This is a genomic window from Klebsiella sp. CTHL.F3a, from assembly GCF_019890895.1.
Classification (GTDB): domain Bacteria; phylum Pseudomonadota; class Gammaproteobacteria; order Enterobacterales; family Enterobacteriaceae; genus Klebsiella; species Klebsiella grimontii.
Map to the genome: position 1 here is coordinate 4,566,843 of NZ_CP082360.1, position 23,789 is coordinate 4,590,631.

General features: G+C 52.9%; 21 protein-coding genes. 8 read left to right on the forward strand and 13 right to left on the reverse strand.

Annotated elements, in window-relative coordinates:
* Positions 1-12: 12 nt before the first annotated feature.
* Together mscK and acrR are read right to left on the reverse strand one after the other, a co-directional pair.
* Positions 13-3,354, reverse strand: coding sequence for a mechanosensitive channel MscK (gene mscK / locus K7H21_RS21495; RefSeq protein WP_004129918.1), 3,342 nt, complete (start codon positions 3,352-3,354; stop codon positions 13-15).
* A 130-nt stretch (positions 3,355-3,484) separates the two neighbouring features.
* The gene (gene acrR / locus K7H21_RS21500; RefSeq protein WP_004129917.1) at positions 3,485-4,135 is read right to left on the reverse strand and encodes a multidrug efflux transporter transcriptional repressor AcrR; all 651 of its coding nucleotides are present in this window, start codon (positions 4,133-4,135) and stop codon (positions 3,485-3,487) included.
* A gap of 142 nt (positions 4,136-4,277) precedes the next feature.
* Between acrR and acrA the strand changes: the two genes are divergently transcribed.
* The 5 genes from acrA to maa all read left to right on the forward strand — a co-directional run bounded on the left by acrA (position 4,278) and on the right by maa (position 10,455).
* Entirely contained in the window at positions 4,278-5,471 is a 1,194-nt protein-coding gene (gene acrA / locus K7H21_RS21505) for a multidrug efflux RND transporter periplasmic adaptor subunit AcrA (RefSeq protein ID WP_004129915.1), read from the forward strand.
* A gap of 22 nt (positions 5,472-5,493) precedes the next feature.
* Entirely contained in the window at positions 5,494-8,640 is a 3,147-nt protein-coding gene (acrB, locus tag K7H21_RS21510; RefSeq protein WP_004129913.1) for a multidrug efflux RND transporter permease subunit AcrB, read from the forward strand.
* Positions 8,641-9,107: 467 nt separating this feature from the next.
* Positions 9,108-9,482, forward strand: a complete 375-nt coding sequence (gene tomB, locus K7H21_RS21515; protein ID WP_004129911.1) for an Hha toxicity modulator TomB — start codon at positions 9,108-9,110, stop codon at positions 9,480-9,482.
* A 26-nt stretch (positions 9,483-9,508) separates the two neighbouring features.
* Positions 9,509-9,727: an HHA domain-containing protein gene (locus tag K7H21_RS21520; RefSeq protein WP_004099646.1), complete on the forward strand. Its 219-nt coding sequence runs from the start codon at positions 9,509-9,511 to the stop codon at positions 9,725-9,727.
* Between the two features lie 161 nt (positions 9,728-9,888).
* A complete protein-coding gene (gene maa, locus K7H21_RS21525; protein WP_049114562.1) occupies positions 9,889-10,455 on the forward strand; it encodes a maltose O-acetyltransferase in 567 nt (188 codons plus the stop codon).
* Here the strand turns inward: maa and K7H21_RS29080 are convergent.
* Positions 10,427-10,561, reverse strand: a complete 135-nt coding sequence (locus K7H21_RS29080; protein ID WP_224326009.1) for a hypothetical protein — start codon at positions 10,559-10,561, stop codon at positions 10,427-10,429. The genes maa and K7H21_RS29080 overlap by 29 nt on opposite strands.
* 20 nt (positions 10,562-10,581) lie before the next feature.
* Between K7H21_RS29080 and K7H21_RS21530 the strand changes: the two genes are divergently transcribed.
* Positions 10,582-11,052 (forward strand): YlaC family protein, encoded by a 471-nt coding sequence (locus K7H21_RS21530; RefSeq protein ID WP_004129906.1) that lies wholly within the window; start codon positions 10,582-10,584, stop codon positions 11,050-11,052.
* Here the strand turns inward: K7H21_RS21530 and pdxR are convergent.
* Positions 11,027-12,481 carry a MocR-like pyridoxine biosynthesis transcription factor PdxR gene (pdxR, locus tag K7H21_RS21535; RefSeq protein ID WP_223035353.1) on the reverse strand — a complete coding sequence of 485 codons (1,455 nt, stop codon included), beginning with the start codon at positions 12,479-12,481 and terminating at the stop codon, positions 11,027-11,029. The genes K7H21_RS21530 and pdxR overlap by 26 nt on opposite strands.
* 99 nt (positions 12,482-12,580) lie before the next feature.
* On the opposite strand from pdxR, the gene K7H21_RS21540 reads away from it, so the two are divergent.
* Positions 12,581-13,279 carry a GNAT family N-acetyltransferase gene (locus tag K7H21_RS21540; protein WP_049114564.1) on the forward strand — a complete coding sequence of 233 codons (699 nt, stop codon included), beginning with the start codon at positions 12,581-12,583 and terminating at the stop codon, positions 13,277-13,279.
* Here the strand turns inward: K7H21_RS21540 and ykgO are convergent.
* The 3 genes from ykgO to K7H21_RS21555 all read right to left on the reverse strand — a co-directional run bounded on the left by ykgO (position 13,276) and on the right by K7H21_RS21555 (position 14,864).
* The gene (ykgO, locus tag K7H21_RS21545; RefSeq protein WP_003859006.1) at positions 13,276-13,416 is read right to left on the reverse strand and encodes a type B 50S ribosomal protein L36; all 141 of its coding nucleotides are present in this window, start codon (positions 13,414-13,416) and stop codon (positions 13,276-13,278) included. The two genes, K7H21_RS21540 and ykgO, sit on opposite strands and share 4 nt — an antisense overlap.
* Positions 13,416-13,679: a type B 50S ribosomal protein L31 gene (locus K7H21_RS21550; RefSeq protein WP_004129897.1), complete on the reverse strand. Its 264-nt coding sequence runs from the start codon at positions 13,677-13,679 to the stop codon at positions 13,416-13,418. Before K7H21_RS21550 ends, ykgO begins: the two co-directional genes overlap by 1 nt.
* A gap of 111 nt (positions 13,680-13,790) precedes the next feature.
* Entirely contained in the window at positions 13,791-14,864 is a 1,074-nt protein-coding gene (locus K7H21_RS21555) for a LacI family DNA-binding transcriptional regulator (protein WP_004129892.1), read from the reverse strand.
* Between the two features lie 268 nt (positions 14,865-15,132).
* On the opposite strand from K7H21_RS21555, the gene K7H21_RS21560 reads away from it, so the two are divergent.
* Positions 15,133-16,404, forward strand: a complete 1,272-nt coding sequence (locus tag K7H21_RS21560; RefSeq protein ID WP_004129890.1) for a maltoporin — start codon at positions 15,133-15,135, stop codon at positions 16,402-16,404.
* Between the two features lie 122 nt (positions 16,405-16,526).
* Here the strand turns inward: K7H21_RS21560 and K7H21_RS21565 are convergent, their stop codons facing one another.
* The 6 genes from K7H21_RS21565 to K7H21_RS21590 form a co-directional block, all read right to left on the reverse strand.
* Complete coding sequence (locus K7H21_RS21565) at positions 16,527-16,841, reverse strand: glucose PTS transporter subunit EIIB (protein WP_004129888.1); 315 nt, start codon at positions 16,839-16,841, stop codon at positions 16,527-16,529.
* A gap of 65 nt (positions 16,842-16,906) precedes the next feature.
* Complete coding sequence (locus K7H21_RS21570) at positions 16,907-18,964, reverse strand: beta-galactosidase (RefSeq protein ID WP_223035354.1); 2,058 nt, start codon at positions 18,962-18,964, stop codon at positions 16,907-16,909.
* 31 nt (positions 18,965-18,995) lie between these two features.
* Positions 18,996-20,198, reverse strand: coding sequence for a glycoside hydrolase family 53 protein (locus tag K7H21_RS21575; protein WP_004129883.1), 1,203 nt, complete (start codon positions 20,196-20,198; stop codon positions 18,996-18,998).
* Between the two features lie 4 nt (positions 20,199-20,202).
* Positions 20,203-21,054: a sugar ABC transporter permease gene (locus K7H21_RS21580; protein ID WP_004129882.1), complete on the reverse strand. Its 852-nt coding sequence runs from the start codon at positions 21,052-21,054 to the stop codon at positions 20,203-20,205.
* Between the two features lie 10 nt (positions 21,055-21,064).
* Positions 21,065-22,372: a carbohydrate ABC transporter permease gene (locus K7H21_RS21585; protein ID WP_223035355.1), complete on the reverse strand. Its 1,308-nt coding sequence runs from the start codon at positions 22,370-22,372 to the stop codon at positions 21,065-21,067.
* Positions 22,373-22,428: 56 nt separating this feature from the next.
* Positions 22,429-23,661, reverse strand: a complete 1,233-nt coding sequence (locus tag K7H21_RS21590; RefSeq protein ID WP_004129876.1) for a maltodextrin ABC transporter substrate-binding protein — start codon at positions 23,659-23,661, stop codon at positions 22,429-22,431.
* Positions 23,662-23,789 lie beyond the last annotated feature (128 nt).

A 23,789-nucleotide genomic window follows, 5' to 3' on the forward strand; every position in this document is an offset into this window, starting at 1 on the left:
GCCCCATTATGCTTAGCCCATCGTCGGCGAGGCATCGCCGCCTTTATCACGCTTCACCTCAGTGACTTCATCGCCTTTCTCATTGCGCAGATGAACTTCAAGCTGGTTAAAGGCAATATCAATATTGTTCTCGCGACACAAACGATCGATAGCGCGGTTAAGCTCATCCACCGCGTAGCTGCGATCGCGAAGTTCACGCACGTACAGGCGCAGTTCATGATCGAGCGTACTGGCGCCGAAGGTGGTAAAGAAGACCGCTGGCGCGGGCTCTTGCATGACTTTCGGATGCTCATGCGCGGCCTGGAGCAGCACTTCTTTAACCTTATCCAGGTCGGAACCATAGGCCACGCCAAGGCGGATGACCACGCGGGTGACGGTGTCGGATAGCGACCAGTTGATCAAGCGTTCCGTCACGAAGGCCTTATTCGGGATAATGACCTCTTTACGGTCAAAATCGGTAATGGTCGTGGCGCGAATACGGATTTTGCTGACGGTACCGGAGAAGGTGCCTATGGTCACCGTATCGCCAATACGCACCGGGCGCTCAAAGAGAATAATCAAACCGGAAACAAAGTTACCGAAGATCTCCTGTAGGCCAAACCCTAAACCAACCGACAGGGCGGCTGCCAGCCACTGAAGTTTGTCCCACGAGACGCCCAACGAGCCAAATACCGTCATCGCGCCAATAACAATAATGGCGTAATTAAGGATGGTCGTAATCGCATACGACGCCCCCTGGCGCATATTGAGTCTCGATAGCACCAGCACTTCCAGTAGGCCCGGCAGGTTGCGAATTAACGCCCAGGCGACTATCGACGCGACAATCGCGAACAGCAGGCTGCCCATGGTGACGCTTTTCACGGCGCTGACGCCGGCTTCCGTACCGTTGTAATGCCACAGCGTAATACTGTCGAGATAGGCGAAGACGGTGATCAGATCGGACCAAATCGCCCAGAAAAGCACGGCAAACAGCGCAATCATCACCAGCATCGTAATACGCAGCGTTTGCTGGTTAACCTGCTCCAGGGCAATGGTCGGTTCTTCCTGGGGTTCGGCCCCTTCAGCGCCCTCTTTAACCAGATGCTGACGGCGCGCCAGCGCACGGCGCCAGGCAATACGCCGGGCGGCCACGCTCAGGCCGCGCAGAACGGTCTGATAGAGCAGGTTCCACAGCATCACCAGATAAACGGTTTCAATCCAGCGGCCGGCAAGACGCAGCGTGGTGTAGAAGTAGCCGGTTGCCGTCAGCACCATCAGGGCGATAGGAACAATCGATAGCACGGTGACCGTAATAAGGCGCAGGCTGTGGGATTCTTTATCGCGCCAGCTCTCGCGGCACATCGGCAGGACAAGCACCGCGATCAGCAGCAGGTTGAGGAAAATCACAAACTGCCCGAGCACGTCATCCATCAGATGAAGCGGCGACAGCTCCGACATCACGGACCAGAAATTCAGCGGCAACAGGGCAAGGCTTACGCGGACAATCTGCCGCCGCCAGTGGCTGGTCAACTGCGAAGGCATATTAAAGTGGCTCACCGCCACACCGTCTTTTTCCAGCACCTTCCAGCACAGGCCAAACACCAGCCAGAACAGCGCCAGCTTCTTGCTGTAGGCCCACAGCAAATCGCTGATATTCAGCTGCATCGTCAGCAGAATCAGACCAATGGCCAGAATCAGCAGCACCACCGGCAGCGCGCGGATCAGATCGATAAGAATCGCTTTCGGCGTGTGGAGCTGAGTATCATTGCGCAGTTGCCCCACCTGTGAAGCCAGCTTCGCCTGATACGCTTTAAGCCACTGCAGACGCCAGCGAATAAGCCCAGCGATCAACAGCAGCGGCAGCCCGGCAAGGAAAGCGATAAATACCGCAGGCCAGGCCTTTTCCCAGTTTACGGTGATTTTCATCGCCTTAAACTGCCCTTTCAGCGCTTCCGGGAAGGATTTAACCCATTCCCAGTCCATCGGACGGTTGCTGTTTACCCAAAAAATCTGCTGCGTCAGAATGGCTTTCAGGTTGGTCGACACGCTCATTAACTGCTGCTGGTTGATCTGCAGGTTAATCGCCATCATCAGCTGGTTACCCAGCTGTTTGTTAAACTGATCGAGCAGTTCACGGCGCATATCAACGATCTCGAGAAGCGCGTCATGCACCTCGGAATTCACCTCGCTACTATGCCCCTCCTCCAACTTCGCGACGTACGCATCGCTCTGGAACAACGCATCACGCTGCTGGTTAACCTCAAACTGCTCGAGGCGCAGGTCAGCGATGCGGTTCGTCATATCGCTCAGCTCCTCCGCAGAGGGCAGCGTTTGCTGCTGCTGATAAAGGATACGCGACAGCAGCAGGCTGCCTTTCAGCACGGAGATCTGCTCTTTTATGTCACGCTCGGATTGCAAAGCGCGATCGAGCCAGGTCTTCACTTTGATATTGCGCTGAACCAGCTGATTACCATTTTCCGTCGCTGAAATAAGCCTTTCGCTAAGCTGGTGGTTAATATCCAGCTCCTGCTTCACCAGCGGGTTGGCCTGAATACGCGCCGTTTCGTCCGGGGACACGGCTTCCTGCGCCGTCTTTTCCGTCAGCGTCAAGCGCTTGCTATTCACCGCTTCCTGCAATAGCTGCAGCTGGTGTTCCAGGCGATTACTGTAGGCGGTGACGTAATCACGCTGCTTTTGCAGGGTATCCTGCAGCACCGTGTTGCCTTCCAGGCTTTTGCGCTGCTGGTCTATCTGCGCATTCAGCAGAGCCTGCTGCGCCAGCAGTAAATTCTGCTGGGTAGGACGCAGCGTCTCCTCGCCCGTCGAGGTGCCATTCAGACGATTACGGATCTGCTGCAGCTGCTGCGAAGCGGAATACATCGCATTCTGCACGCGTTCCGGCTGCGTCTGTAGAGAAACGAGCTGGCTGTTGTAGGTTGCCAGGTCGTTCTGCGCGTTTTGCAAATCGTCCAGCGTCTGGGAGACGCGCGCTTCCAGCTGACGTAACGATAACGTGCTCAGCGTTTTACGCGTCGCCTCATCATCGGGTACATCGCTTAGCGCGTTGAGGCTATCGATAGCCTGATTCATTTTCGCTGGCGCCTGAGTCACCTGCTGACGCAGTTGCGTCGTTTCCGTCTTAATGCGTTCGATTTTATCGAGGGTTTCCAGGGTCTGGGTCAGGTCCTGCTGAACCAGCTTGTCCTGCGGGGTCAGATCCTTTTGCTTACTCAGCATCGTGAGCTGGCTTTGGACCTCAGAACGTTCAGGTAAATCAGCCGCCAGCGCCGGGTTAACGCTAATACAGCCGATAAAAAACATCAGGGTAAGAACAACAGCGGATATGGCGTTTCGCCAACGGATAGTATGCAGCATAGTGTTAACATGAGTGATTGCAAAAGCCGGAGAATACCGGGGATCGTCGCAGCGCGAAGAATAGCACTTCTGTTATCGCGCGAATAGCGGCGGACAGCAGGAAAAATGTTCCTGATGCCCGCAAGGAGACTTAAGCTTCCCGTTCTTCACAACCGCGTAGGGAGGGACAAAATTGATACATTTCAAGCAGCGTTTCGACATAAGCCCGCGCTTCTTTTCGCAGATCGAAGGCGTTGGGCGCCAGCAGCCAGTTTTCCATCAGGCCAGAAAGGTAGCTGCGCATTAAAATCGCCGCCCGGCGGGTCAATAAATTCGCGGGCAGCATCTTCGCCGCAATGCACTCTTTTAATGTTTGTTCGATACGATCGTAGCTATCAAGGCATAAACTTCGCTGTGCTTCCTGCAACGTGACCATCTCACCGACGAATTCACATTTATGGAAGATGATTTCCATCATCAGGCGGCGGCGTTCCTCTGTCACAGTTGCTTCAAGGATATACACTAAGATCTCTCTGACAACTGACAGTGGATCGTTGGGGAATTTTGCCCGATACTCAACTTCGAGATCGTTGATGTTGGCTTCTGAAAGTACCCATATTTCATTAAATAAATCTGATTTATTTTTGAAATGCCAATAGATAGCGCCCCTCGTCACACCGGCCTCTTTTGCAATTGCGGCCAGCGAGGTGGATGATACCCCTTGCTGCGAAAACAAACGCAGAGCAACATCCAGAATATGTTGCCGGGTCTCAAGCGCCTGTTGTTTGGTTTTTCGTGCCATAGGTCGATGAGTTTATAGAGGTTACGTTTACATACATTTATGAATGTATGTACCATAGCATGACCATAATAGAAACACAGCAGTGGGTTTGTGGTCGATTGAGCCACTGAACAATTTGAAATTGGACACTCGAGGTTTACATATGAACAAAAACAGAGGGTTAACGCCTCTGGCGGTCGTTCTGATGCTCTCAGGCAGCTTAGCGCTAACAGGATGTGACGACAAACCGGCTCAGCAAGGGGCCCAGCAAATGCCGGAAGTCGGTATTGTGACGCTCAAATCCGCTCCTCTACAAATTACTACCGAACTACCAGGCCGTACCAGCGCTTATCGCGTTGCGGAAGTTCGTCCTCAGGTCAGTGGCATTATTCTTAAACGTAACTTCACTGAAGGGAGCGATATCCAGGCAGGCGTATCTCTTTATCAAATCGATCCGGCGACCTATCAGGCCACGTATGAAAGCGCGAAAGGCGATTTAGCCAAAGCGCAGGCGGCGGCAAATATGGATCAGTTGACGGTTAAACGTTATCAGAAACTGTTGGGCACTAAGTACATTAGCCAACAGGATTACGATACTGCCGTGGCGACGGCTCAGCAGAGCAACGCCGCCGTGGTCGCCGCCAAAGCTGCAGTTGAAACCGCGCGCATTAATCTGGCCTACACCAAAGTCACCTCGCCAATCTCCGGCCGCATTGGTAAATCCGCCGTCACGGAAGGCGCTCTGGTGCAAAACGGGCAAACCACCGCGCTGGCGACCGTGCAACAGCTGGATCCTATCTACGTTGACGTGACGCAATCGAGCAACGATTTCCTGCGTCTGAAACAAGAGCTGGCCAACGGCAAGCTGCAGCAGGAAAACGGTAAAGCGAAGGTTGAACTGGTCACCAACGACGGACTGAAATACCCGCAGAACGGTACGCTGGAGTTCTCTGACGTCACCGTTGACCAGACAACCGGTTCTATTACGCTGCGCGCTATTTTCCCGAACCCGGATCACACTCTGCTGCCCGGCATGTTCGTCCGCGCACGTCTGGAAGAAGGTGTAAATCCTGATGCGTTGCTGGTTCCTCAGCAGGGCGTAACCCGCACTCCGCGTGGCGATGCCAGCGCTATGGTTGTCGGCGAAGGTGATAAAGTCGAAGTTCGCCAGATTACCGCCACTCAGGCTATCGGTGATAAATGGCTGGTCACCGAAGGGCTGAAAACGGGCGATCGCGTCATCATCACCGGTCTGCAGAAAGTCAGACCAGGCGTACAGGTTAAAGCGCAGGAAGTCGTTTCTGACGATAAACAGCAAGCCGCAGGCAACGCTCAGTCAGAACAAACCAAGTCTTAACTTAAACAGGAGCCGTTAAGACATGCCTAATTTCTTTATCGATCGCCCCATATTTGCGTGGGTGATCGCCATTATCATCATGCTGGCTGGGGGGTTGTCGATCCTCAAATTGCCGATAGCGCAATATCCAACGATTGCGCCGCCGGCAATTTCCATTACAGCCATGTACCCCGGTGCCGATGCTGAAACCGTGCAGAACACAGTGACCCAGGTTATCGAACAGAACATGAACGGTATCGATCACCTGATGTACATGTCTTCCAATGGCGACTCCACCGGTACAGCAACCATTACGCTAACCTTTGAATCAGGTACCGATCCGGATATTGCCCAGGTACAGGTGCAGAACAAGCTGGCGCTGGCGACACCGCTGCTGCCGCAAGAAGTTCAGCAGCAGGGTATCAGCGTTGAAAAGGCCTCCAGCAGCTTCCTGATGGTTGTCGGCGTTATCAATACCAACGGCACCATGAATCAGGATGACATTTCTGACTATGTCGCCGCCAACATGAAGGATGCGATTAGCCGTACCAGCGGCGTCGGTGACGTCCAGCTGTTTGGTTCACAGTACGCCATGCGCATCTGGATGGATCCGAACAAACTTAATAACTTCCAGCTGACGCCGGTTGACGTTATCAGCGCCCTGAAAGCGCAGAACGCCCAGGTTGCAGCAGGACAGTTAGGCGGTACGCCGCCGGTGAAAGGTCAGCAATTGAACGCCTCCATCGTGGCGCAGACCCGTTTAACCAATACTGAAGAGTTCGGCAATATTCTGCTGAAGGTCAACCAGGACGGTTCCCAGGTGCGTCTGCGCGACGTCGCGAAGATTGAGCTGGGCGGTGAAAACTATGACGTTATCGCTAAGTTTAATGGTCAGCCCGCATCTGGTCTGGGTATTAAATTAGCAACCGGCGCGAACGCGCTGGATACTGCCAACGCCATTCGTGCCGAACTGAAGAAAATGGAGCCTTTCTTCCCTTCAGGCCTGAAGATTGTTTATCCGTATGACACCACCCCATTCGTGCAGATCTCCATTCACGAAGTGGTGAAAACGCTGATCGAAGCAATCATTCTGGTGTTCCTGGTTATGTATCTGTTCCTGCAGAACTTCCGCGCAACGCTGATTCCGACTATCGCCGTGCCGGTCGTATTGCTGGGGACGTTCGCTATCCTCGCGCTGTTCGGCTTCTCGATAAACACGCTCACCATGTTTGGTATGGTGCTCGCCATAGGCCTGCTCGTGGATGACGCCATCGTGGTGGTGGAAAACGTCGAGCGTGTGATGGCCGAAGAAGGACTACCGCCGAAGGAAGCCACGCGTAAATCAATGGGCCAGATTCAGGGCGCGCTGGTGGGTATCGCGATGGTGCTTTCCGCGGTGTTTATCCCGATGGCCTTCTTCGGCGGTTCTACCGGTGCGATTTACCGTCAGTTCTCGATCACCATCGTTTCCGCAATGGCGCTGTCGGTACTGGTGGCATTGATTCTGACCCCGGCGCTCTGCGCCACGATGCTGAAGCCCATCCAAAAAGGCAGCCATGGCGCAACCACCGGCTTCTTCGGTTGGTTTAACCGTATGTTCGATAAGAGCACGCATCACTACACCGATAGCGTAGGCAACATCCTGCGCAGCACCGGTCGTTATCTGGTGCTGTACCTGATCATCGTTGTCGGCATGGCCTGGCTGTTCGTTCGTCTGCCAAGCTCGTTCCTGCCGGACGAAGATCAGGGGGTATTCCTGAGCATGGCGCAGCTGCCTGCGGGCGCAACTCAGGAGCGTACCCAGAAGGTTCTGGATGAGATGACCGATTACTATCTCACCAAAGAGAAAAATAACGTTGAATCGGTATTCGCCGTTAACGGCTTTGGTTTCGCGGGTCGTGGGCAGAACACCGGCATCGCGTTTGTCTCTCTGAAGGACTGGAGTCAGCGTCCAGGCGAAGAGAACAAAGTTGAAGCGATTACCGGGCGCGCAATGGGCTATTTCTCACAGATTAAAGACGCAATGGTGTTCGCCTTTAACCTGCCGGCAATTGTTGAACTGGGTACCGCAACGGGCTTTGACTTCCAGCTGATCGACCAGGCAGGGTTAGGCCATGAAAAACTGACTCAGGCTCGTAACCAGCTCTTTGGTATGGTTGCGCAGCATCCTGATGTCTTAAGCGGCGTTCGTCCAAACGGTCTGGAAGATACTCCGCAGTTCAAAGTGGATATCGATCAGGAAAAAGCGCAGGCTCTTGGCGTTTCTATCAGCGATATTAACACGACGCTTGGCGCAGCATGGGGTGGTAGCTACGTCAACGACTTCATTGACCGCGGTCGTGTGAAGAAAGTGTATATCATGTCTGAAGCGAAATACCGTATGCTGCCGGAAGATATCGGTAACTGGTACGTACGCGGTAGCGATGGACAGATGGTGCCCTTCTCCGCCTTCTCGACTTCACGCTGGGAATACGGCTCACCGCGTCTGGAGCGTTACAACGGTCTGCCATCGATGGAAATCCTCGGCCAGGCGACACCGGGTAAGAGTACCGGTGAAGCGATGAACCTGATGGAAGAGCTGGCGGGTAAACTGCCTGCAGGCATTGGCTATGACTGGACCGGCATGTCTTATCAGGAACGGTTGTCAGGCAACCAGGCACCTGCGCTGTACGCCATCTCGCTGATTGTCGTCTTCCTGTGTCTGGCTGCGCTGTATGAAAGCTGGTCGATTCCGTTCTCGGTAATGCTGGTCGTTCCACTCGGGGTTGTGGGTGCGCTGCTGGCTGCCACCTTCCGCGGATTGACCAACGACGTTTACTTCCAGGTTGGTCTGCTGACGACCATTGGCCTGTCGGCGAAGAACGCGATACTAATCGTTGAATTCGCCAAAGATCTGATGGATAAAGAGGGCAAAGGTCTGATTGAAGCAACGCTGGAAGCCGTTCGTATGCGTCTGCGTCCGATTCTGATGACCTCGCTGGCGTTCATCCTTGGGGTCATGCCGCTGGTTATCAGCTCCGGCGCAGGCTCCGGCGCGCAGAACGCCGTTGGTACTGGCGTAATGGGCGGGATGGTGACTGCGACGGTTCTGGCGATTTTCTTCGTGCCAGTGTTCTTCGTGGTAGTCCGTCGCCGCTTTAGTAAGAAAAATGAGGATATTGAGCACAGCCATCCGGTTGAGCATCATTAATCTCTCTTCACAGGGCCGCATACGCGGCCCTTTTCTTTTCCCTGATTTAAAGCGCACGGATTGTTATTGTTTATTTTATAACCTGAGATATAATATTTAATGATGAGTCGTGGTGCTTATCTCCGTTTTTCTCTGCGACTTTCCTTCCCGCTCACCCTAACTCAGAATATTCTCAATCACTGACTTTATGTATGGTTGTCTTCGTATAACGGCAAAACGCAGCGGCTAACTTGATGAAATATAAGGTCAGTATTCATTTTTACCGATCGGGTTAACGGCACGATATAATAAAGACCGAGGCATTGAAGATAAATGGACGCTGATAATTGTAATTTTTCGTAATAGCACGATGAAATCTTTTTAAGAGTGGATTATAGTTAAACAGCAAGATTACAATGTATGTGTCAGGTCTGTTAGTCGTGTTCATCCCACAACGGTCGTTTAAACCACTCAAAAGGGGATGCGTTATGGACGAATACTCGCCAAAAAGACATGATATTGCGCAGCTTAAATTTCTCTGCGAAACCCTGTATCATGACTGTCTTGCAAACCTGGAAGAGAGCAACCACGGCTGGGTTAATGACCCAACTTCGGCTGTCAATCTTCAACTTAATGAATTGATCGAGCACATTGCCGCGTTCGCGCTTAATTATAAAATTAAGTATGCTGAGGATAATAAGCTGATTACTCAGATTGACGAATATCTGGATGACACTTTCGTCTTGTTCAGCAACTACGGCATTAACAGTGCGGATCTGCAGAAATGGCGCAAATCTGGCAATCGGTTATTCCGCTGCTTTGTCAACGCCAGTCGGGAAAACCCGGCCAGTCTTTCTTGTTAGTATTATTACAATCAAAAGGTGGATTTATGTCTGATAAAACATTAACCAAAATAGACTATTTGATGCGCTTACGACGCTGTCAGACAATTGATACGCTGGAGCGCGTAATTGAAAAAAATAAATATGAACTTTCCGATAATGAACTGGCGGTATTTTACTCAGCGGCCGACCATCGTCTTGCTGAGCTGACGATGAATAAACTGTATGACAAGATCCCACCTTCAGTCTGGAAATTTATCCGCTAGTTTATTTCAAATGAAAGTCATACATCTCGTGTCGAAAACACCCCGCTTTGGTGATGAGAATAAGTGTGACTGTGCTCACAGATGTTGGCTTAATGCAAAGATGAAACCGGTTTCTTTTTATACTATGGCGGCCTGACGATAAGGAAATAAGGGAAGCGTCCATGAGTGAAGAGAAACAAAAAATGATTGCCGGCGAACTATATCTGGCAGGTGACGCCACGTTGAAAGCCGATCGCCTGCGGGCCAGGCAACTGTTGCACCGCTACAACCATTCGGCGCCTGAAGAACATGAATTAAGAAAAGCATTATTGTCTGAACTGCTTGGGCACGCGAGTGATGCGTATATCGAACCCACCTTTCGCTGCGACTACGGCTACAATATCTCCCTCGGCAAAAATTTCTACGCGAACTTTGATTGCGTCATGCTGGACGTCTGTCCGATTCATATTGGGGATAACTGCATGCTGGCGCCGGGCGTACATATTTATACCGCCACGCATCCCCTTGACCCTGTCGACCGCAATAGTGGTCAAGAGTACGGAAAACCCGTCACCATTGGGCACAATGTATGGATTGGCGGGCGGGCAGTAATTAATCCTGGCGTGGCTATCGGCGATAATGCCGTGGTGGCTTCGGGTTCCGTGGTAGTGAAAAATGTGCCCGCCAACGCCGTCGTCGGCGGAAACCCGGCACAGATTATCAAAATGCTGGAGAGCGAAAAACGGTAACTGTTATGCTTTTCTGCAACCAATCTGTTACTTTCCCCATAGATTTACGCAACATAAAATAGCCCTCAGGCTGAGCCCGATTTGTCACGCCTGCATACGGGCTCATGGCAGAATTTGGGGAATAAGATGACAGAAATACAGCGGCTGCTGAAGAGCACCATTGATGAACTTAATGTGAAAGAGAAACGCGACAACCGTCCGCGTTTTAGCATTAGCTTTATTCGCAACCACCCATGGCTTTTTGTCGCCATGTACGCGGCTTTCCTGGCCACGCTTATTGTGATGCTTCGTTCCGAAACGCTGGTGGATTCTGTCTGGCTGTTAATTGTTTTATTTGTTCTGCTAAACGGTTTCTTCTTCTTTGACGTCTATCCACGCTATCGTTATGAAGATATCGACGTTCTTGATTTCCGCGTTTGCTACAACGGCGAATGGTATAACACCCGGTTTGTCCCTGAACAACTTCTCGAGCGTATTCTGCAATCGCCACGCGTCGATCGCGAGCAAAAGGCGCAGCTACAAAAAATGATCGCCACCAAAGGCGACCTCTCATTTTACGATGTGTTTTCTCTTACTCGCGTCGGTTCTGCGCAATAAGACGATTGAGCGTCCGTACCGCAGCAATGAAATGTGAGGCGGACGTATTTCCGTAGCCCAGAACCAAGCCGCTTCGCGCCGTTTTTACATCTAGATAAAAACGGCTTAATGCCCCGGGCGCCAACTGAAAGCGCCGGGCCTGCTGCACAATCGCCTGGTCATCCATGTTGTCAATAGCGACGGTCAGGTGCAAGCCTCCCTCTCCGCCAAAGAGTTCATAAGGATGGTTAAGTTCTTGAGCCAGGACGTCCCGCAGGTGCTGCTGGCGTTTGCGGTACAAACGGCGCATCGCGGCCAAATGACGTGCGAAGTGCCCCTCTTCAATGAACAACGCCAGCGCCTTCTGTTCAGCCCGGTGCCCGCCGCGTAATAGCGCACCAATGACGCCTCGTGCAGCCTCCGCCAGCGCGGGAGGCATCACCATAAAGCCAATGCGCAGCGCCGGAAATAGCGTTTTGCTGAATGTCCCCAGATAAACCACCGGCGCCTGCCTGGCCATCCCCAGCATGGCCGGAATGGGCTCACCGCTATAGCGAAATTCGCTGTCGTAATCATCTTCGATAATCCACGAATCATGCCGGCGGGCATATTCCAGTAACGCCAGTCGTCGCCCGGCGCTCATCACGGCTCCGCAGGGGTATTGATGTGAAGGTGAAGTAAAGATCAATCGCGGCGCTTTGCTATCAGCAGAGGTATCTAAACGCATTCCTTCACGATCAACCGGTACACCCTTTATATGAAGACCTGATTTGAGAAATATGCTTTTTGCTCCCGGATACCCGGGCTCTTCCACCCATGCCATATCGCCGGCTACGCTCAGCAGGTGCGTGCATAAATCGACGCCTTCCAGCGCCCCTTCTGTAATCACTATCTGGCTGGCTTCGCAGCGGATCCCCCGGGAGAGCGCGAGGTGGCGAGCAATGGCTTTTCGTAGTACGAGCTCTCCCTGCGCATCGCCGTAGCCCAGTAATGTGCTGCCCTCTTCGCGCAGTACCCGATCGAGCAGCCGACGCCAGATGGAAAGTGGAAAGTAATTCACCGCAGGCATTCCCGGCGTAAAGAGCAACGCGGGCGAATCCCGGTGAATTGCTGCCGGCAATCCCTGTAAATATTCAGGAAGCACAATAACGCGCGCCTCAATGTCCTCTTCTCCCTGAGACCTCAAGGGCGCGACGTACGTTCCCTGACGACTACGCAATAGATATCCTTCTATTGCCAGCTGCTCCAGCGCGCTGTTGATGGTATTGCGCGAAAGCCCCAGATGCTGCGCCATGGCGCGCGAACCGGGTAGACGACTATCGCCCGCCAGCGTGCCCTGCAAAATAGCCTCGCGCAGTTGCTGATAGAGGGTTCGCTGTAGGGTTTCACTTCCTCTACCGCATAGGGCCTGCTCGAGTAAAGTAAAAAAAGCATCATCCGGAATATTCATCACCGCTCCTCGTGGCACCATATAAACATACTCTTATGGCACTTTTTATGGAACCAATAAGGGCTTAATCTCATGGCATTCACCTACAAAGGAACCCCCATGAGCCATCTTAATCAATTCGATCAACCCGTTGGCGCTGCCCTGCCCGACTGGCAGCCTCGTCAGCACCCCGAGAGATTGAATCTGCAAGGTCGCCTTTGCCGGCTTGAGCCATTGCGCTCCACGCACGCCAGCGCGCTGTTTGATGCCCATCGCTTAGCCCCGGACACCCGAAGCTGGACGTGGCTGCTGCGTGAGCCGGATAACAGCGTCGAGGAATATCGCGCGTGGATAGAGAGCGTGGCCATGCAGGCCGACCCCATTCACTATGCCGTGATAGATCAGCTGACAGACCAGCCCGTTGGCTCACTGGCGTTGATGAGAATTGATGCCAAAAATGGCGTTGTTGAAGTCGGCCACGTACACTTTTCGCCTCTGTTGAGCCGGACGGCGATGGCAACCGAGGCCCACTCGCTACTGATGCACTACGTATTTGATACGCTCGGCTATCGTCGCTACGAGTGGAAATGCAACAGCCTGAACGAGCCTTCACGCCGGGCGGCGCTGCGGCTGGGATTTCAGTATGAGGGACGCTTTCGTCAGGCGCTGGTGATAAAGGGCCACAACCGCGATACCGACTGGTTTTCGATTATCGATTCAGAGTGGCCGCAGATTCATAGAGCAATGCGGCAATGGCTGGCCGCCGACAACTTTAGCGCCGATGGCCAGCAGTTACGGACGCTGGAGAGCTTCCGTTAACGTCTTTTCTTGCGACCCTGTACGGCCTTAAAGCGGGGATTACTTTTGCAGATAACGTAAAGCCGCCCTTTTCGTTTCACGATCTGGCAATCCGGATGGCGCTGTTTCGCGCTACGCAATGAGTTGAGTACCTGCATTATTTGCTCCTTTTCGCATCAATAAAACCGCCGAAGCGCTGGCGGAAACGAGCGGTGCTGCCTTCATTGTTGAAGGCCTTCTGTTTACCGGTGTAATACGGATGCGATTTGGAGGAGACGTCGAGCGTGACGTAGGGATACGTCTCGCCATCCAGCTCAATCTCACGCTCGGTGCGGATCGTTGAACCGACTTTAAAGAATTCGTTAGCGCTGGTGTCGTGAAAAACCACCGTACGATAATGCGGATGAATATTGGGTTTCATAGCGACCTCAATCATTACGTTATAACATAACAATATCGTACGCCGTGCGAATCTAAAGATCAACCCTGAGAATAAGAAGGATTATGGGCGGCGCAGGCCGCCCGTTACGGATTAAGGGCTCAGCTGATGCGCCAGGGCCCTGAGCTGTTCGGCAATAGACTGCAGGTTTTTGCCGGGCTCCGTTTTCGCCCCGGTAGAGTGGCGCACGACAAGACGGGCCGGAAGAATTGAAGAAGTATGGGAGGTTTCGTTATCGCCGCTATCGAGTAGGCGCCGAACGGCCTCTTTTCCTTGTAAGTCAAGATCCAGCGAAACGGTGGTTAGCGCCGGGTAAAAAAACGAGCTTTCATAGGTATCATCATAACCAATAACCGACTTTTCCCCCGGGATCGGTACCTGATGCTGATGAAACGCGCTAAGCACGCCCAGCGCCATCTGATCGTTCCCCACCAAAACGGCGGTAAAGTTTGGCGTCTCTCGCAACATTTGCAGCGCGCCGGCATAGCCGCTCTGCGCATCCCAGTTACCGCGAATCACCGTGACCGGCTGTAGCCCATAACCTTCGAGGGTTTCTATCCAGCTTTTCAAACGCAATTTGGCCGATACCGAGCTTTCCGGACCGGCCAACAGCGCTATCTCCCGATGCCCCATTTCATAGAGATATTTGACGCTGGCTCGGGTGCCGTCTGCCGGATTAAACGAAACGTTAAACACGGAGCTATAGGGATCGACATCTAAAAACAGACAAACGATATCATCGTTATCAGCGGCAATTTTCTGAGCCTGATCAGTCTCCAGAGGCACGTTGATGATGACCTTATCCACCAGCTGAGATTTAAGTTCATTAATGGAATCTTGAATGCTTTGGTTGACGCTCTCATCGATCATTGAAATGAGTACCTGATAACCTTCCACATTCGCATAGCGTTTAACCGCCGCGGCCACCTGAGAAGGCGCATGCAATGCGAGGGAGATCGTAACCAGACCTACGGTACGGCTTTGCTTGCCTACCAGCTGTTGCGCCAGGCGGTTTGGGACATAACGCAGCTCCTCAATGGATTTCTCCACCTTGCTGCGCGTGGCTTTGGATACATTAGCAGATTTGTTGAGTACCCTGGACACGGTCTGATAGGAGACGCCCGCATGGCGAGCAACGTCTTCTAAGGTCGCGCTTTTAGACTTCATGGTCCGGTTCCTTATGTTGTTATCCCTGGATTGTAACAGGGGCAATGTAAAAAAACGCTCATTGCCGCCTTCCTCGAACAAAAATCAACATTAAAAGTATTACGCTCACAATACAACAAATTGTGAATAGACTCACCACCTGTAACAAAACCCGCTAATTTATTTGCAGTTAATCACACTATAGCGATCATTCAATTGCCTGTATTTTGGTTTAGGGATTTTATAACACCGGTTATGTGAACGTAATACAAAAAATAAGAGGATAGACATGAACACTACGCTGCGCACACTCTCCGCTGCGTTGGCCGCTGCGCTGATTTCACCATCCGTGTTTGCTGCTTCCGCCACGCTTCCGGGTATCGATTTTCATGGCTATATGCGCGCCGGGGTTGGGGTCTCCGGCGACGGCGGTCAGGCCGAATGGCAAAAAAACAAAATTGGCCGTCTGGGTAACGAGTCCGATACCTACGGCGAGCTGGAGTTGGGCTCGGAGGTCTACAAGAAGAATGACGTGAGCTTCTATCTCGATAGCATGGTCAGCATGGTTTCTGACGGTTCGAACGATAACGAAACCACGCTCGATGATGATGCGCAGTTCGGCCTACGCCAGCTCAACTTGCAAATTAAAGGGCTGGTCCCGGGCGATCCTAACGCGGTCATTTGGGGCGGTAAACGCTACTACCAGCGCCACGATCTGCACATCATTGATACCAAATACTGGAACATTTCCGGATCCGGCGCCGGGATAGAAAACTATACCCTCGGCCCTGGCGCCGTCTCATTTGCCTGGATCCGCGGTGATGCGAATGACGTCGACTACCGCGTCGACGGCGACAGCAACGTGAATATTAACTACCTTGACCTGCGCTACGCAGGCTGGAAGCCATGGACCGGGTCGTGGACCGAATTTGGTATCGACTATGCGATGCCTAACACCACCAAAAAGCAGGACTCCTACGGCGGCCTGTATGATGCAGAAAACGGCGTCATGCTAACCGGTGAAATCAGCCAGGATATGCTGGGCGGTTACAACAAAACGGTGCTGCAGTACGCAAATAAAGGGCTGGCGCAGAACATGGTTTCCCAGGGCGGCGGCTGGTATGACATGTGGAACTACGTCAATGACGCCACCGGCTATCGGGTGATCAATACCGGTTTAATTCCGATTACCGAAAAATTCTCTATTAACCACGTTCTGACCTGGGGATCCGCGGACAACATCACCGATTACACGGATAAAACGCGCATGCTGTCGCTGGTGGCTCGCGGACAGTATCAATTCACGGAATACGTACGCCTGATTGGCGAAGTGGGCGGTTTTTACCAAAAAGATAGCTACAAGAACAATACAGACTATAAGCAGGCTGGTGAGAAATATACCATCGCGCTGGGCCTGGCCGATGGCCCTGACTTTATGTCTCGCCCGGAACTGCGTATTTTCGCTTCGTATCTGAATGACTCAGAAAATGGTAAACCTTTCGAAGATCAAACAGCCAATAACACGTGGAACTTTGGTGTACAGGTCGAAGCCTGGTGGTAGTCGTCATTTAACTGTTTTATCTCCAGCTGTAAGGTCGTTAATTACCCTCCGGTAATGATTATTGCCATTGATACTTTGTTTTCTTTTCGGGATAACCCATTATTGCGTTATCCCGTTTTATTTTATTTACGGCTGGCAAAGTGTTCGTCAAGTAATTGACGCAAAGCATCCGACTGTTTACCGAAAATAGCATGCACCTGCTGCCCAAGGATAATAACGCCAAGCGCTCCCTGCTGCTGTAGCTCCTGAGAGTCAACAATCGACAGATTATTCACCGTGACGCGTAAGCGGGTGATACAGGCGTCAACGTTGACAATATTCGCCTCGCCGCCGAAAGCCTGAATTAAACGTTCAATCTGTTGTTGTTCCCCAGGGCTTAACGTTACCGCCGGACGCGACTGGGAGAAGTAATTCAGAAAGGATTTTAAACTCACCATAATAAGCTCCTGATAAGCAGATAAAAAAACGCCTGCTCGCAGGAGCAGGCGCGGATAGAGAAAAATTACGCGTGACGACTGAGGATGCGGCAATCCCACGCTTTTAAGGTCAACGGCGCGTTCAAGTCCGTGCCGGTAAGGCTGTCCTGGTAGCCCTGCGGTAAGGTCACCTGCTGCTGCTGCGCGCTGTAGTTTTGCAGGAACACGTAGGTAGTCTCACCGTCCGTGCGCGCGGTCGCCACCACGCCCGGCGGGAAATCGGCCTCCACCGCGCGCGGCAGCGCCAGCTCTTTACTTATGGCGCTGAAGAAGTCCCGCTGGAAAGCCAGATCGTTGCGCGAAGCGACATGCCAGGCTTTACCTTTACCCACGTGATTAACGGTGACCGCCGGTCTTACCGCGTAAAAATCATCGCGGTAGGTCGCCAGCGGCTGCGCCGTTTCGGCGTGGATCAGTTCACACAGATGGCGTACCTGATACGGTCCCTGCAAACCTCCTTCATTGCCCGCCAACCCCTGTACCAGATTACGTTCGCCATCGTTCAGGCAGTCAATCTCTTCCGCCCAGATGCCCAGCAGCTTGCGCAGTGGACCCGGGAAGCCACCGAGATAGCATAGGTCAGATTCGTTAACAATCCCCGTCCAGTATGTTGTAACTAAATGACCGCCGTTGGCCACAAACGCCTCGGCGCGTTCGGCAAAGCCGTCGCGAACCATATACAGCATCGGGGCAATGACCAGCCGATAAGCGCTCAGGTCGACGTCGGCATCAATGATATCTACCGCAATCCCCTGTTCCCAGAACGGACGATAGTGCTCGTTGACGGTATTTTCATACTCCATCCCGAGATTACGCGGCCCCTGAGCATCATCCAGCGCCCAGCGGTTTTGCTGGTCAAAGATAATCGCCACTTTCGCATCCGTCCGGCAGCCCACCACGTCCGGCAGCTGGCTTAACATCTCGCCAAGCTTTGTCACTTCACGGCCCACGCGCGTATCCAGGTGACCGACGTGATCGATAATTGCGCCATGGAATTTCTCTACCGAACCGCGGCTCTTACGCCACTGGAAATACTGTACCGAGTCGGCCCCGTGCGCTACCGCCTGCAGAGAAGAGAGAATATGCATTCCCGGTTTTTTCAGCTTGCTGGTCGGCTGCCAGTTAGTCGCGCTCGGCGTGGACTCCATCAGGACAAACGGTTTTCCGCCCTTCAGGCTGCGCATCATGTCGTGATACATGGCGGTGTAGCAGGCCAGCGTGGTTTCATCTTTATCGCGATGCCACATGGGGTAGCTGTCCCACGAGATGAAGTCCAGCGCCGGCGCCAGCTGCCAGTAGTCGTAATCGTAGAAATACTCCATAAAGTTGGTTGTCACCGGCAGCTCAGCATTCGCCGCTTTCAGTGGCGCAATTTCGTGGCGGCAGAAATCCGTCACCTGAGCGGTATTGAAGCGATGCCAGTCAAGGTTCAGACCATGAATGGAGACTTCCCCCTGCGGAGCCGGAGATTCAATTTGCGACCAGTCGCTATAGGTGTGGCTCCAGAAAGTGCTCCACCAGGCATGATTGAGATTATCCAGCGTTTCATAGCGCGCTTTCAGCCAGTCACGGAAACGCTCCTGGCACAGGCTACAGTGGCATTCGCCGCCATACTCATTGGAGATATGCCAGCCCAGCACCGCCGGATGCTGCGCATAGCGCTCCGCCAGCAGGGTGTTAATTTTCAGGGTTTTCTCACGATAGACCGGCGACGACATACAGTGGTTGTGACGCCCACCGTGCAGCGCAGGCACCCGATCGCGACCGACGCGCAGGACCTGAGGATATTTCTGCGACATCCAGGCCGGGCGTGCGCCGCTTGGGGTCGCGAGAAAGACATGTATTCCGGCGGCATACAGTTTATCCAGGATACTGTCCAACCAGCCAAACTCAAATACGCCTTCCTGAGGTTCAAGTTTCGCCCAGCTAAATATCCCTACCGACATGACATTACATTTTGCCTGCTGCATCATGGCAATATCTTTATCAATAATATCGGGATAGTTCTCCCACTGCTCCGGATTATAGTCGGCGCCATGCAATAGCGCATTGACCTTCGGACTCAAAGGCGCAAATTTTTTCATAATAAACATCCTGAAGTTTAAAGCTGAATAATTAATTAAATACCTTCATCGACGGCAACGCTTTCCCCTGGCAATCAAACAGCGCCTGATTTTCCCGGGCATTACCCTCTTTCCACTCATCGTGGATATATTTCATTCCGGCAGGTGTCGCCCAGGTATTTCCCGGTACGGCAATCCACGTCGGCTCCCAATAAAAAATACCTTTACCACGATGGTTTGGAACATCCGCAACGGCCTGCATTAAGTCGTGAATATAATTATATTGCCCCTGTACGGTGGCGGGATAACCGCCATCCTTTTCCTCTTTCGCCTGGAAACTATTTTCGGCGTTGTCGCAGTTCTCCAGGGTATAGGCATAAGCGGCCTCTACCACAATCACGTCTTTGTTATAGCGCTTGCTGATATCATCCATATTGGCTTTCAGCGCGCTAATCGGTCCATTCCAGTAGGTATACATCGACAGACCAATAATGTCGTAAGGCACGTTACGCTTGCTGATTTCATCAAACCACCAACGGAAGGTGTCGTTTTTCGTGCCTTCGGCCAGATGAAGCATAATTTTAACCTGCTCACCGGCGGTGAGGTTTTCCTTCAGGCCATCGATGGCGGCGTTAAGTAGCCCCGCCAGGCGATCGAACTCGCCGCCACCCTGCCCCCAGCTTTTGCCCTCCGGCCACAGCATACCGCCGTTGATCTCGTTGCCGATCTGCACCATATCCGGCAGTACGCCCTCCTGCTTAAAACGGGCGATCGTGTCGCGAGTGTAGTCATGAATAGTGGTTTTCAGCTGCGGATAATCCATTTTCTCCCATGCCTTCGGCTTGAACTGCTTGCCGGGATCGGTCCAGAAATCGCTGTAGTGAAAATCAAGCAGCAGCTTCATCCCCTGCGCTTTTGCCCGCTTCGCCAGCGCCAGCGTCGCCGCGAGATCGTTATCGCCGCCGCCGTAGCGCTGACCCTGGGCGTCTTTTGGATCGACCCACAGGCGCAGGCGAACATAGTTCACGCCGTCGGCCTTCAGAATCGCGATCGGATCCTGCTGCTGATTGTGGTGGTTAAAAAACTTTGCGCCATGCTTTTCCGCGTCCAGCAGCGTGGAGATATCCGCGCCTTTAATAAAATCAGCGGGCATGTTGCTAAACGCTCTGGTTTGTAGCGCGTCCGCTGCCAGCGTACTGGCGGAGAAACAGCATGCCAGAGAAACAGCAAGCCACGCGGGTGTTAATCTTTTCATGGGGTTATCCTTTTGTGCTGCCAGAGGTGAGGCCGGAAACAAAGTATTTTTGTAGCGCCAGATAGAGAATCGCTACCGGCACGGCAATCAGCACCGCGCCCGCCGCATAGGTGGTGTAGCTGGCGCCCATTTTCTGCGCCACCAGGTTATACAGGCCGATCGGCAGCGTGTACTTATCCGGGGTACGCAGAATGGTGCTGGAAAGGATGAAATCCCCCAGCGGGCCGGTAAACGAGAACAGCGCCACCACCGCCAGTATCGGCTTCGACAGCGGCATAATGATTTCGATAAAGATGCGGAAGCTGCTGGCGCCATCCATCCGTGCAGATTCATCCAGATCTTTAGGGATCGCGTCCAGGTAGCCCTTCATGAGCCAGGTATTCATCGGGATCATGCCGCCCACGTAGATCAGTACCAGCGCCAGATGGCTATTGATCAGCCCCAGCAGCTGAGAGAGAACAAAGATCGCAATCAGCGCCGAGAACTGCGGGATCATCTGCAACAGCAGAAATAGCATCAGCCCGTTCTGCCGCCCTTTGAAACGAAAGCGCGAAAACGCATAGGCGGTGAAGCTCACGCTGAATAAGGTCAACACCATAGTCATGAAGCTGATTTTCATCGAGTTCCAGTACCAGGTGAGATAATTCACATTGCCGTTAAACAGATCCGCGTAATGCTGGAACGACAGATTTTCAGGAATAATCGACGTACTCAGCAGACTGTTCCCGGCATTCAGCGACGCCCCTACCGTCCAGACCAGCGGGTATATAATGATCGTCGATACAAAGATGACCACCAGCCAGGTGAGTGACAGGCGAATCCACTTTTCGCGTTTAATACTCGGTGATTTAGCCATGTTGCTTCCCTTACGCCATGTCGTCGTTTTTGAAGGATTTCGTGGCGCGGAACTGCCACAACGCCAGGCCGACGACAAAAATCGACAGCAGGATCGTGATGGTGGCCGCGATGGCGTATTGCGAAGACGACATGGTCAATTTGTAGATCCACGACACCAGAATATCCGTACCACCGGCATTCGACCCGGCTACCGCCGGCCCGCCGTTGTTGAACAAGTAGATGATGTTGAAGTTGTTAAAGTTGAAGGTGTACTGGGTGATGATGATCGGCGCAATGGAGTAGAGTACCAGCGGCAGAATAATGGTCCGCAGGCGGGTAAACGCGCTGGCGCCATCCATGGTGGCCGCTTCATACAGATCGTCCGGGATCGCCTGCAGGACGCCGGTGGTCATGGCGAAAACAAACGGGAAACCCAGCCAGGTCTGCATCATAATCAGCGCCGTCTTGGTCCAGAACGGGTCGGTCAGCCACGCCTTTGGACTGATGCCAAAGAAGGACAAAATGGCGTTGTTAATCACCCCGAATGAATCATTGAACATACCGGCAAAAACCAGAATCGTCACGAATCCCGGTACCGCCCACGGCAGAATGAAAATTGTACGGATCATCGGCTTAAAGCGCAGATCTTTCTGATTGACCAAAATCGCCAGCAGCACGCCGACAGTACACTGCAGGGTCGTCGCCAGCAGCGTCCACACCACCGTCCACTGCAATACATCAAAGAAAGTCGAACGCCAGATGGATAATGTGAAGATGTTGATGAAGTTTTTGAATCCCACCCAATCCACCAGCTTCGCCGGCGGCGTGTGATAGAGATTGTAGTTAGTAAAGGCGATAGCAAAACCAAACAGGATCGGGAAGATGACCACAAACACCAGCAGTATGAAGCCGGGCGTGATCATCAGATACGGGAACCCTTCGCTGAGCAGCATCTGATATTGCTTGCGTACGCTATTCAGCGCCACGCCTTCATCGCGCTTTTTGCCGTTAACCCAGGCGTCGCGCAGCGAGAGGAAATAGACCAACAAACCGAATGCGATAATCAGTACGCTGATTATCCCTTCCGCCAGCAGGAAAATAGAGTTATCCCGCGGGACTTCCTCGCCTAAGGTATATAACCCCCACAGGCCTTCGCTGAGAAAGTCATAGAAAATGCTCATAAAACTGCTCAGCAGCGCCAGGAAGACAATCCCCTTCAGCCACTGGCGGTGATAAAACTGCCCAAAACCCGGCACGATAGCCAGCAACAGGCCGCACCACGCATGGCGTCCTGCGCCGCGCGCTTCGGCAATATTTTCGCTGGGATTGATAATCACACACGACTCCTTCTGAAAACGGGAGGACGGCCCTCCCGTTCTGTTACATCACCGGATTATTGATTGCTGGCCTGCATGGCTTCGATCTGCATCTTGATCTGCTTCTCTGCGTTATCGAGCGCCGCCTTCGGTTCCTGTTTACCGGTCAGGCTAAGCTCCAGCGCGGCGTTCGCCGGGCCCCATACTTCGCCCATCTCCGGGATCCCCGGCATCGCCGTCGCCCGCGCTGACTGAACCGCCACCGCGCTGGCCTTTTCGTCATTCTTAATCAGGGGATCGTCAATCATGGCCTTCAGAGGCGGGATTTCCCCGGTGGCGACATAGCGCGCTTTCACATACTGCGGCTGGTTGATGAACTCGATAAACTGCTGCGCCAGCGCTTTATCTTTACTCCACGTCGAGACCACATAGCCTTTCACACCGAGGAAGGAGCTCATCGGTTTGCCATCCGGCAGCGTCGGCAGAGGCGCGACGCCATAATGAATGCCTGCCGCTTCATACGGCTGGAAGGCCCACGGGCCGTTAATCACCGCTGCCGCTTTCTTCTCGGTAAACAGCGAGTCGATGGCGTTCAGCCCGTTATCGCCGAGGATCCCTGCCGGGAATACCTTGTCGGTGTAGAATTTTTTCAGGAAAGTCACCGCTTCCACCGCACCGGGCTTATTCAGGCCGACATCCTGCGGGTTGAAGCCGCCCTTATCGTTTTTGCCAAAGATATAACCGCCCATCGGACCGATGGCGCCCCAGCTGTAATAAATTTGGTCAAACTTCGCCAGCAGGCCGTACTTACCCTCTTCGCGCTGCTTCTTCGAATAGTCGAACCACGCCTGCAGGCTATCCAGCGGCTTGTCGATCAGGTCTTTGTTGTAAATCAGCACCAGGGTTTCCACCGCTTTCGGTACGCCATAAAGCACGTTATCCATATGGAAAGCGTTGATTGATGCCGGCGTAAAGGCCTCCTGCTTCGCCTGGTCCAGCGTCAGGGGAGACAGCAGCCCCTGGACGACCGCACCGCCTAGCTGGTCATTAGGGATCACCAGCACGTCCGGGCCAATGCCCGCCGGGCCATCAAGGCGCAGCTTTTCCAGCTGCTGGGCATACGGCATTTCCTGCACGTTCACCTTAACGTTGAACTGCTTTTCAAAATCGCTTACCGCAGCCTTAATGCCGTCGGATTTTTTGATGTCTTCCCAGACGTTGAGCTGTCCGGCCGCGTGCGCCTGCAGGCTCACCAGCTGCCCGGCAGCCAGAGTAGTAAGGATCAGTGCAGCAAGAGTGTTCTTTTTCATTATCAACCTCATGTGAAGGTATAACAATTTAATGGTTTTTATTGGGCGATGTGACTTCCGAAAATCTTTCATTTAACTGATAAACGGTGATTCATAAATAAATCTGCCGTTATTTTTGATTTGTTATA

Bases quoted from the DNA above. Each gene is read 5' to 3' on its own strand.
- K7H21_RS21570 (WP_223035354.1), bottom strand. From the start codon at position 18,964: ATGAAAAAATTTGCGCCTTTGAGTCCGAAGGTCAATGCGCTATTGCAT.
- maa (WP_049114562.1), top strand. From the start codon at position 9,889: ATGAGTGAAGAGAAACAAAAAATGATTGCCGGCGAACTATATCTGGCA.
- acrA (WP_004129915.1), top strand. From the start codon at position 4,278: ATGAACAAAAACAGAGGGTTAACGCCTCTGGCGGTCGTTCTGATGCTC.
- K7H21_RS21560 (WP_004129890.1), top strand. From the start codon at position 15,133: ATGAACACTACGCTGCGCACACTCTCCGCTGCGTTGGCCGCTGCGCTG.
- acrR (WP_004129917.1), bottom strand. From the start codon at position 4,135: ATGGCACGAAAAACCAAACAACAGGCGCTTGAGACCCGGCAACATATT.
- K7H21_RS21540 (WP_049114564.1), top strand. From the start codon at position 12,581: ATGAGCCATCTTAATCAATTCGATCAACCCGTTGGCGCTGCCCTGCCC.
- K7H21_RS21565 (WP_004129888.1), bottom strand. From the start codon at position 16,841: ATGGTGAGTTTAAAATCCTTTCTGAATTACTTCTCCCAGTCGCGTCCG.
- K7H21_RS21520 (WP_004099646.1), top strand. From the start codon at position 9,509: ATGTCTGATAAAACATTAACCAAAATAGACTATTTGATGCGCTTACGA.
- pdxR (WP_223035353.1), bottom strand. From the start codon at position 12,481: ATGAATATTCCGGATGATGCTTTTTTTACTTTACTCGAGCAGGCCCTA.
- acrB (WP_004129913.1), top strand. From the start codon at position 5,494: ATGCCTAATTTCTTTATCGATCGCCCCATATTTGCGTGGGTGATCGCC.
- mscK (WP_004129918.1), bottom strand. From the start codon at position 3,354: ATGCTGCATACTATCCGTTGGCGAAACGCCATATCCGCTGTTGTTCTT.
- K7H21_RS21550 (WP_004129897.1), bottom strand. From the start codon at position 13,679: ATGAAACCCAATATTCATCCGCATTATCGTACGGTGGTTTTTCACGAC.
- K7H21_RS29080 (WP_224326009.1), bottom strand. From the start codon at position 10,561: ATGAGCCCGTATGCAGGCGTGACAAATCGGGCTCAGCCTGAGGGCTAT.
- tomB (WP_004129911.1), top strand. From the start codon at position 9,108: ATGGACGAATACTCGCCAAAAAGACATGATATTGCGCAGCTTAAATTT.
- ykgO (WP_003859006.1), bottom strand. From the start codon at position 13,416: ATGCAGGTACTCAACTCATTGCGTAGCGCGAAACAGCGCCATCCGGAT.
- K7H21_RS21530 (WP_004129906.1), top strand. From the start codon at position 10,582: ATGACAGAAATACAGCGGCTGCTGAAGAGCACCATTGATGAACTTAAT.
- K7H21_RS21580 (WP_004129882.1), bottom strand. From the start codon at position 21,054: ATGGCTAAATCACCGAGTATTAAACGCGAAAAGTGGATTCGCCTGTCA.
- K7H21_RS21590 (WP_004129876.1), bottom strand. From the start codon at position 23,661: ATGAAAAAGAACACTCTTGCTGCACTGATCCTTACTACTCTGGCTGCC.
- K7H21_RS21555 (WP_004129892.1), bottom strand. From the start codon at position 14,864: ATGAAGTCTAAAAGCGCGACCTTAGAAGACGTTGCTCGCCATGCGGGC.
- K7H21_RS21575 (WP_004129883.1), bottom strand. From the start codon at position 20,198: ATGAAAAGATTAACACCCGCGTGGCTTGCTGTTTCTCTGGCATGCTGT.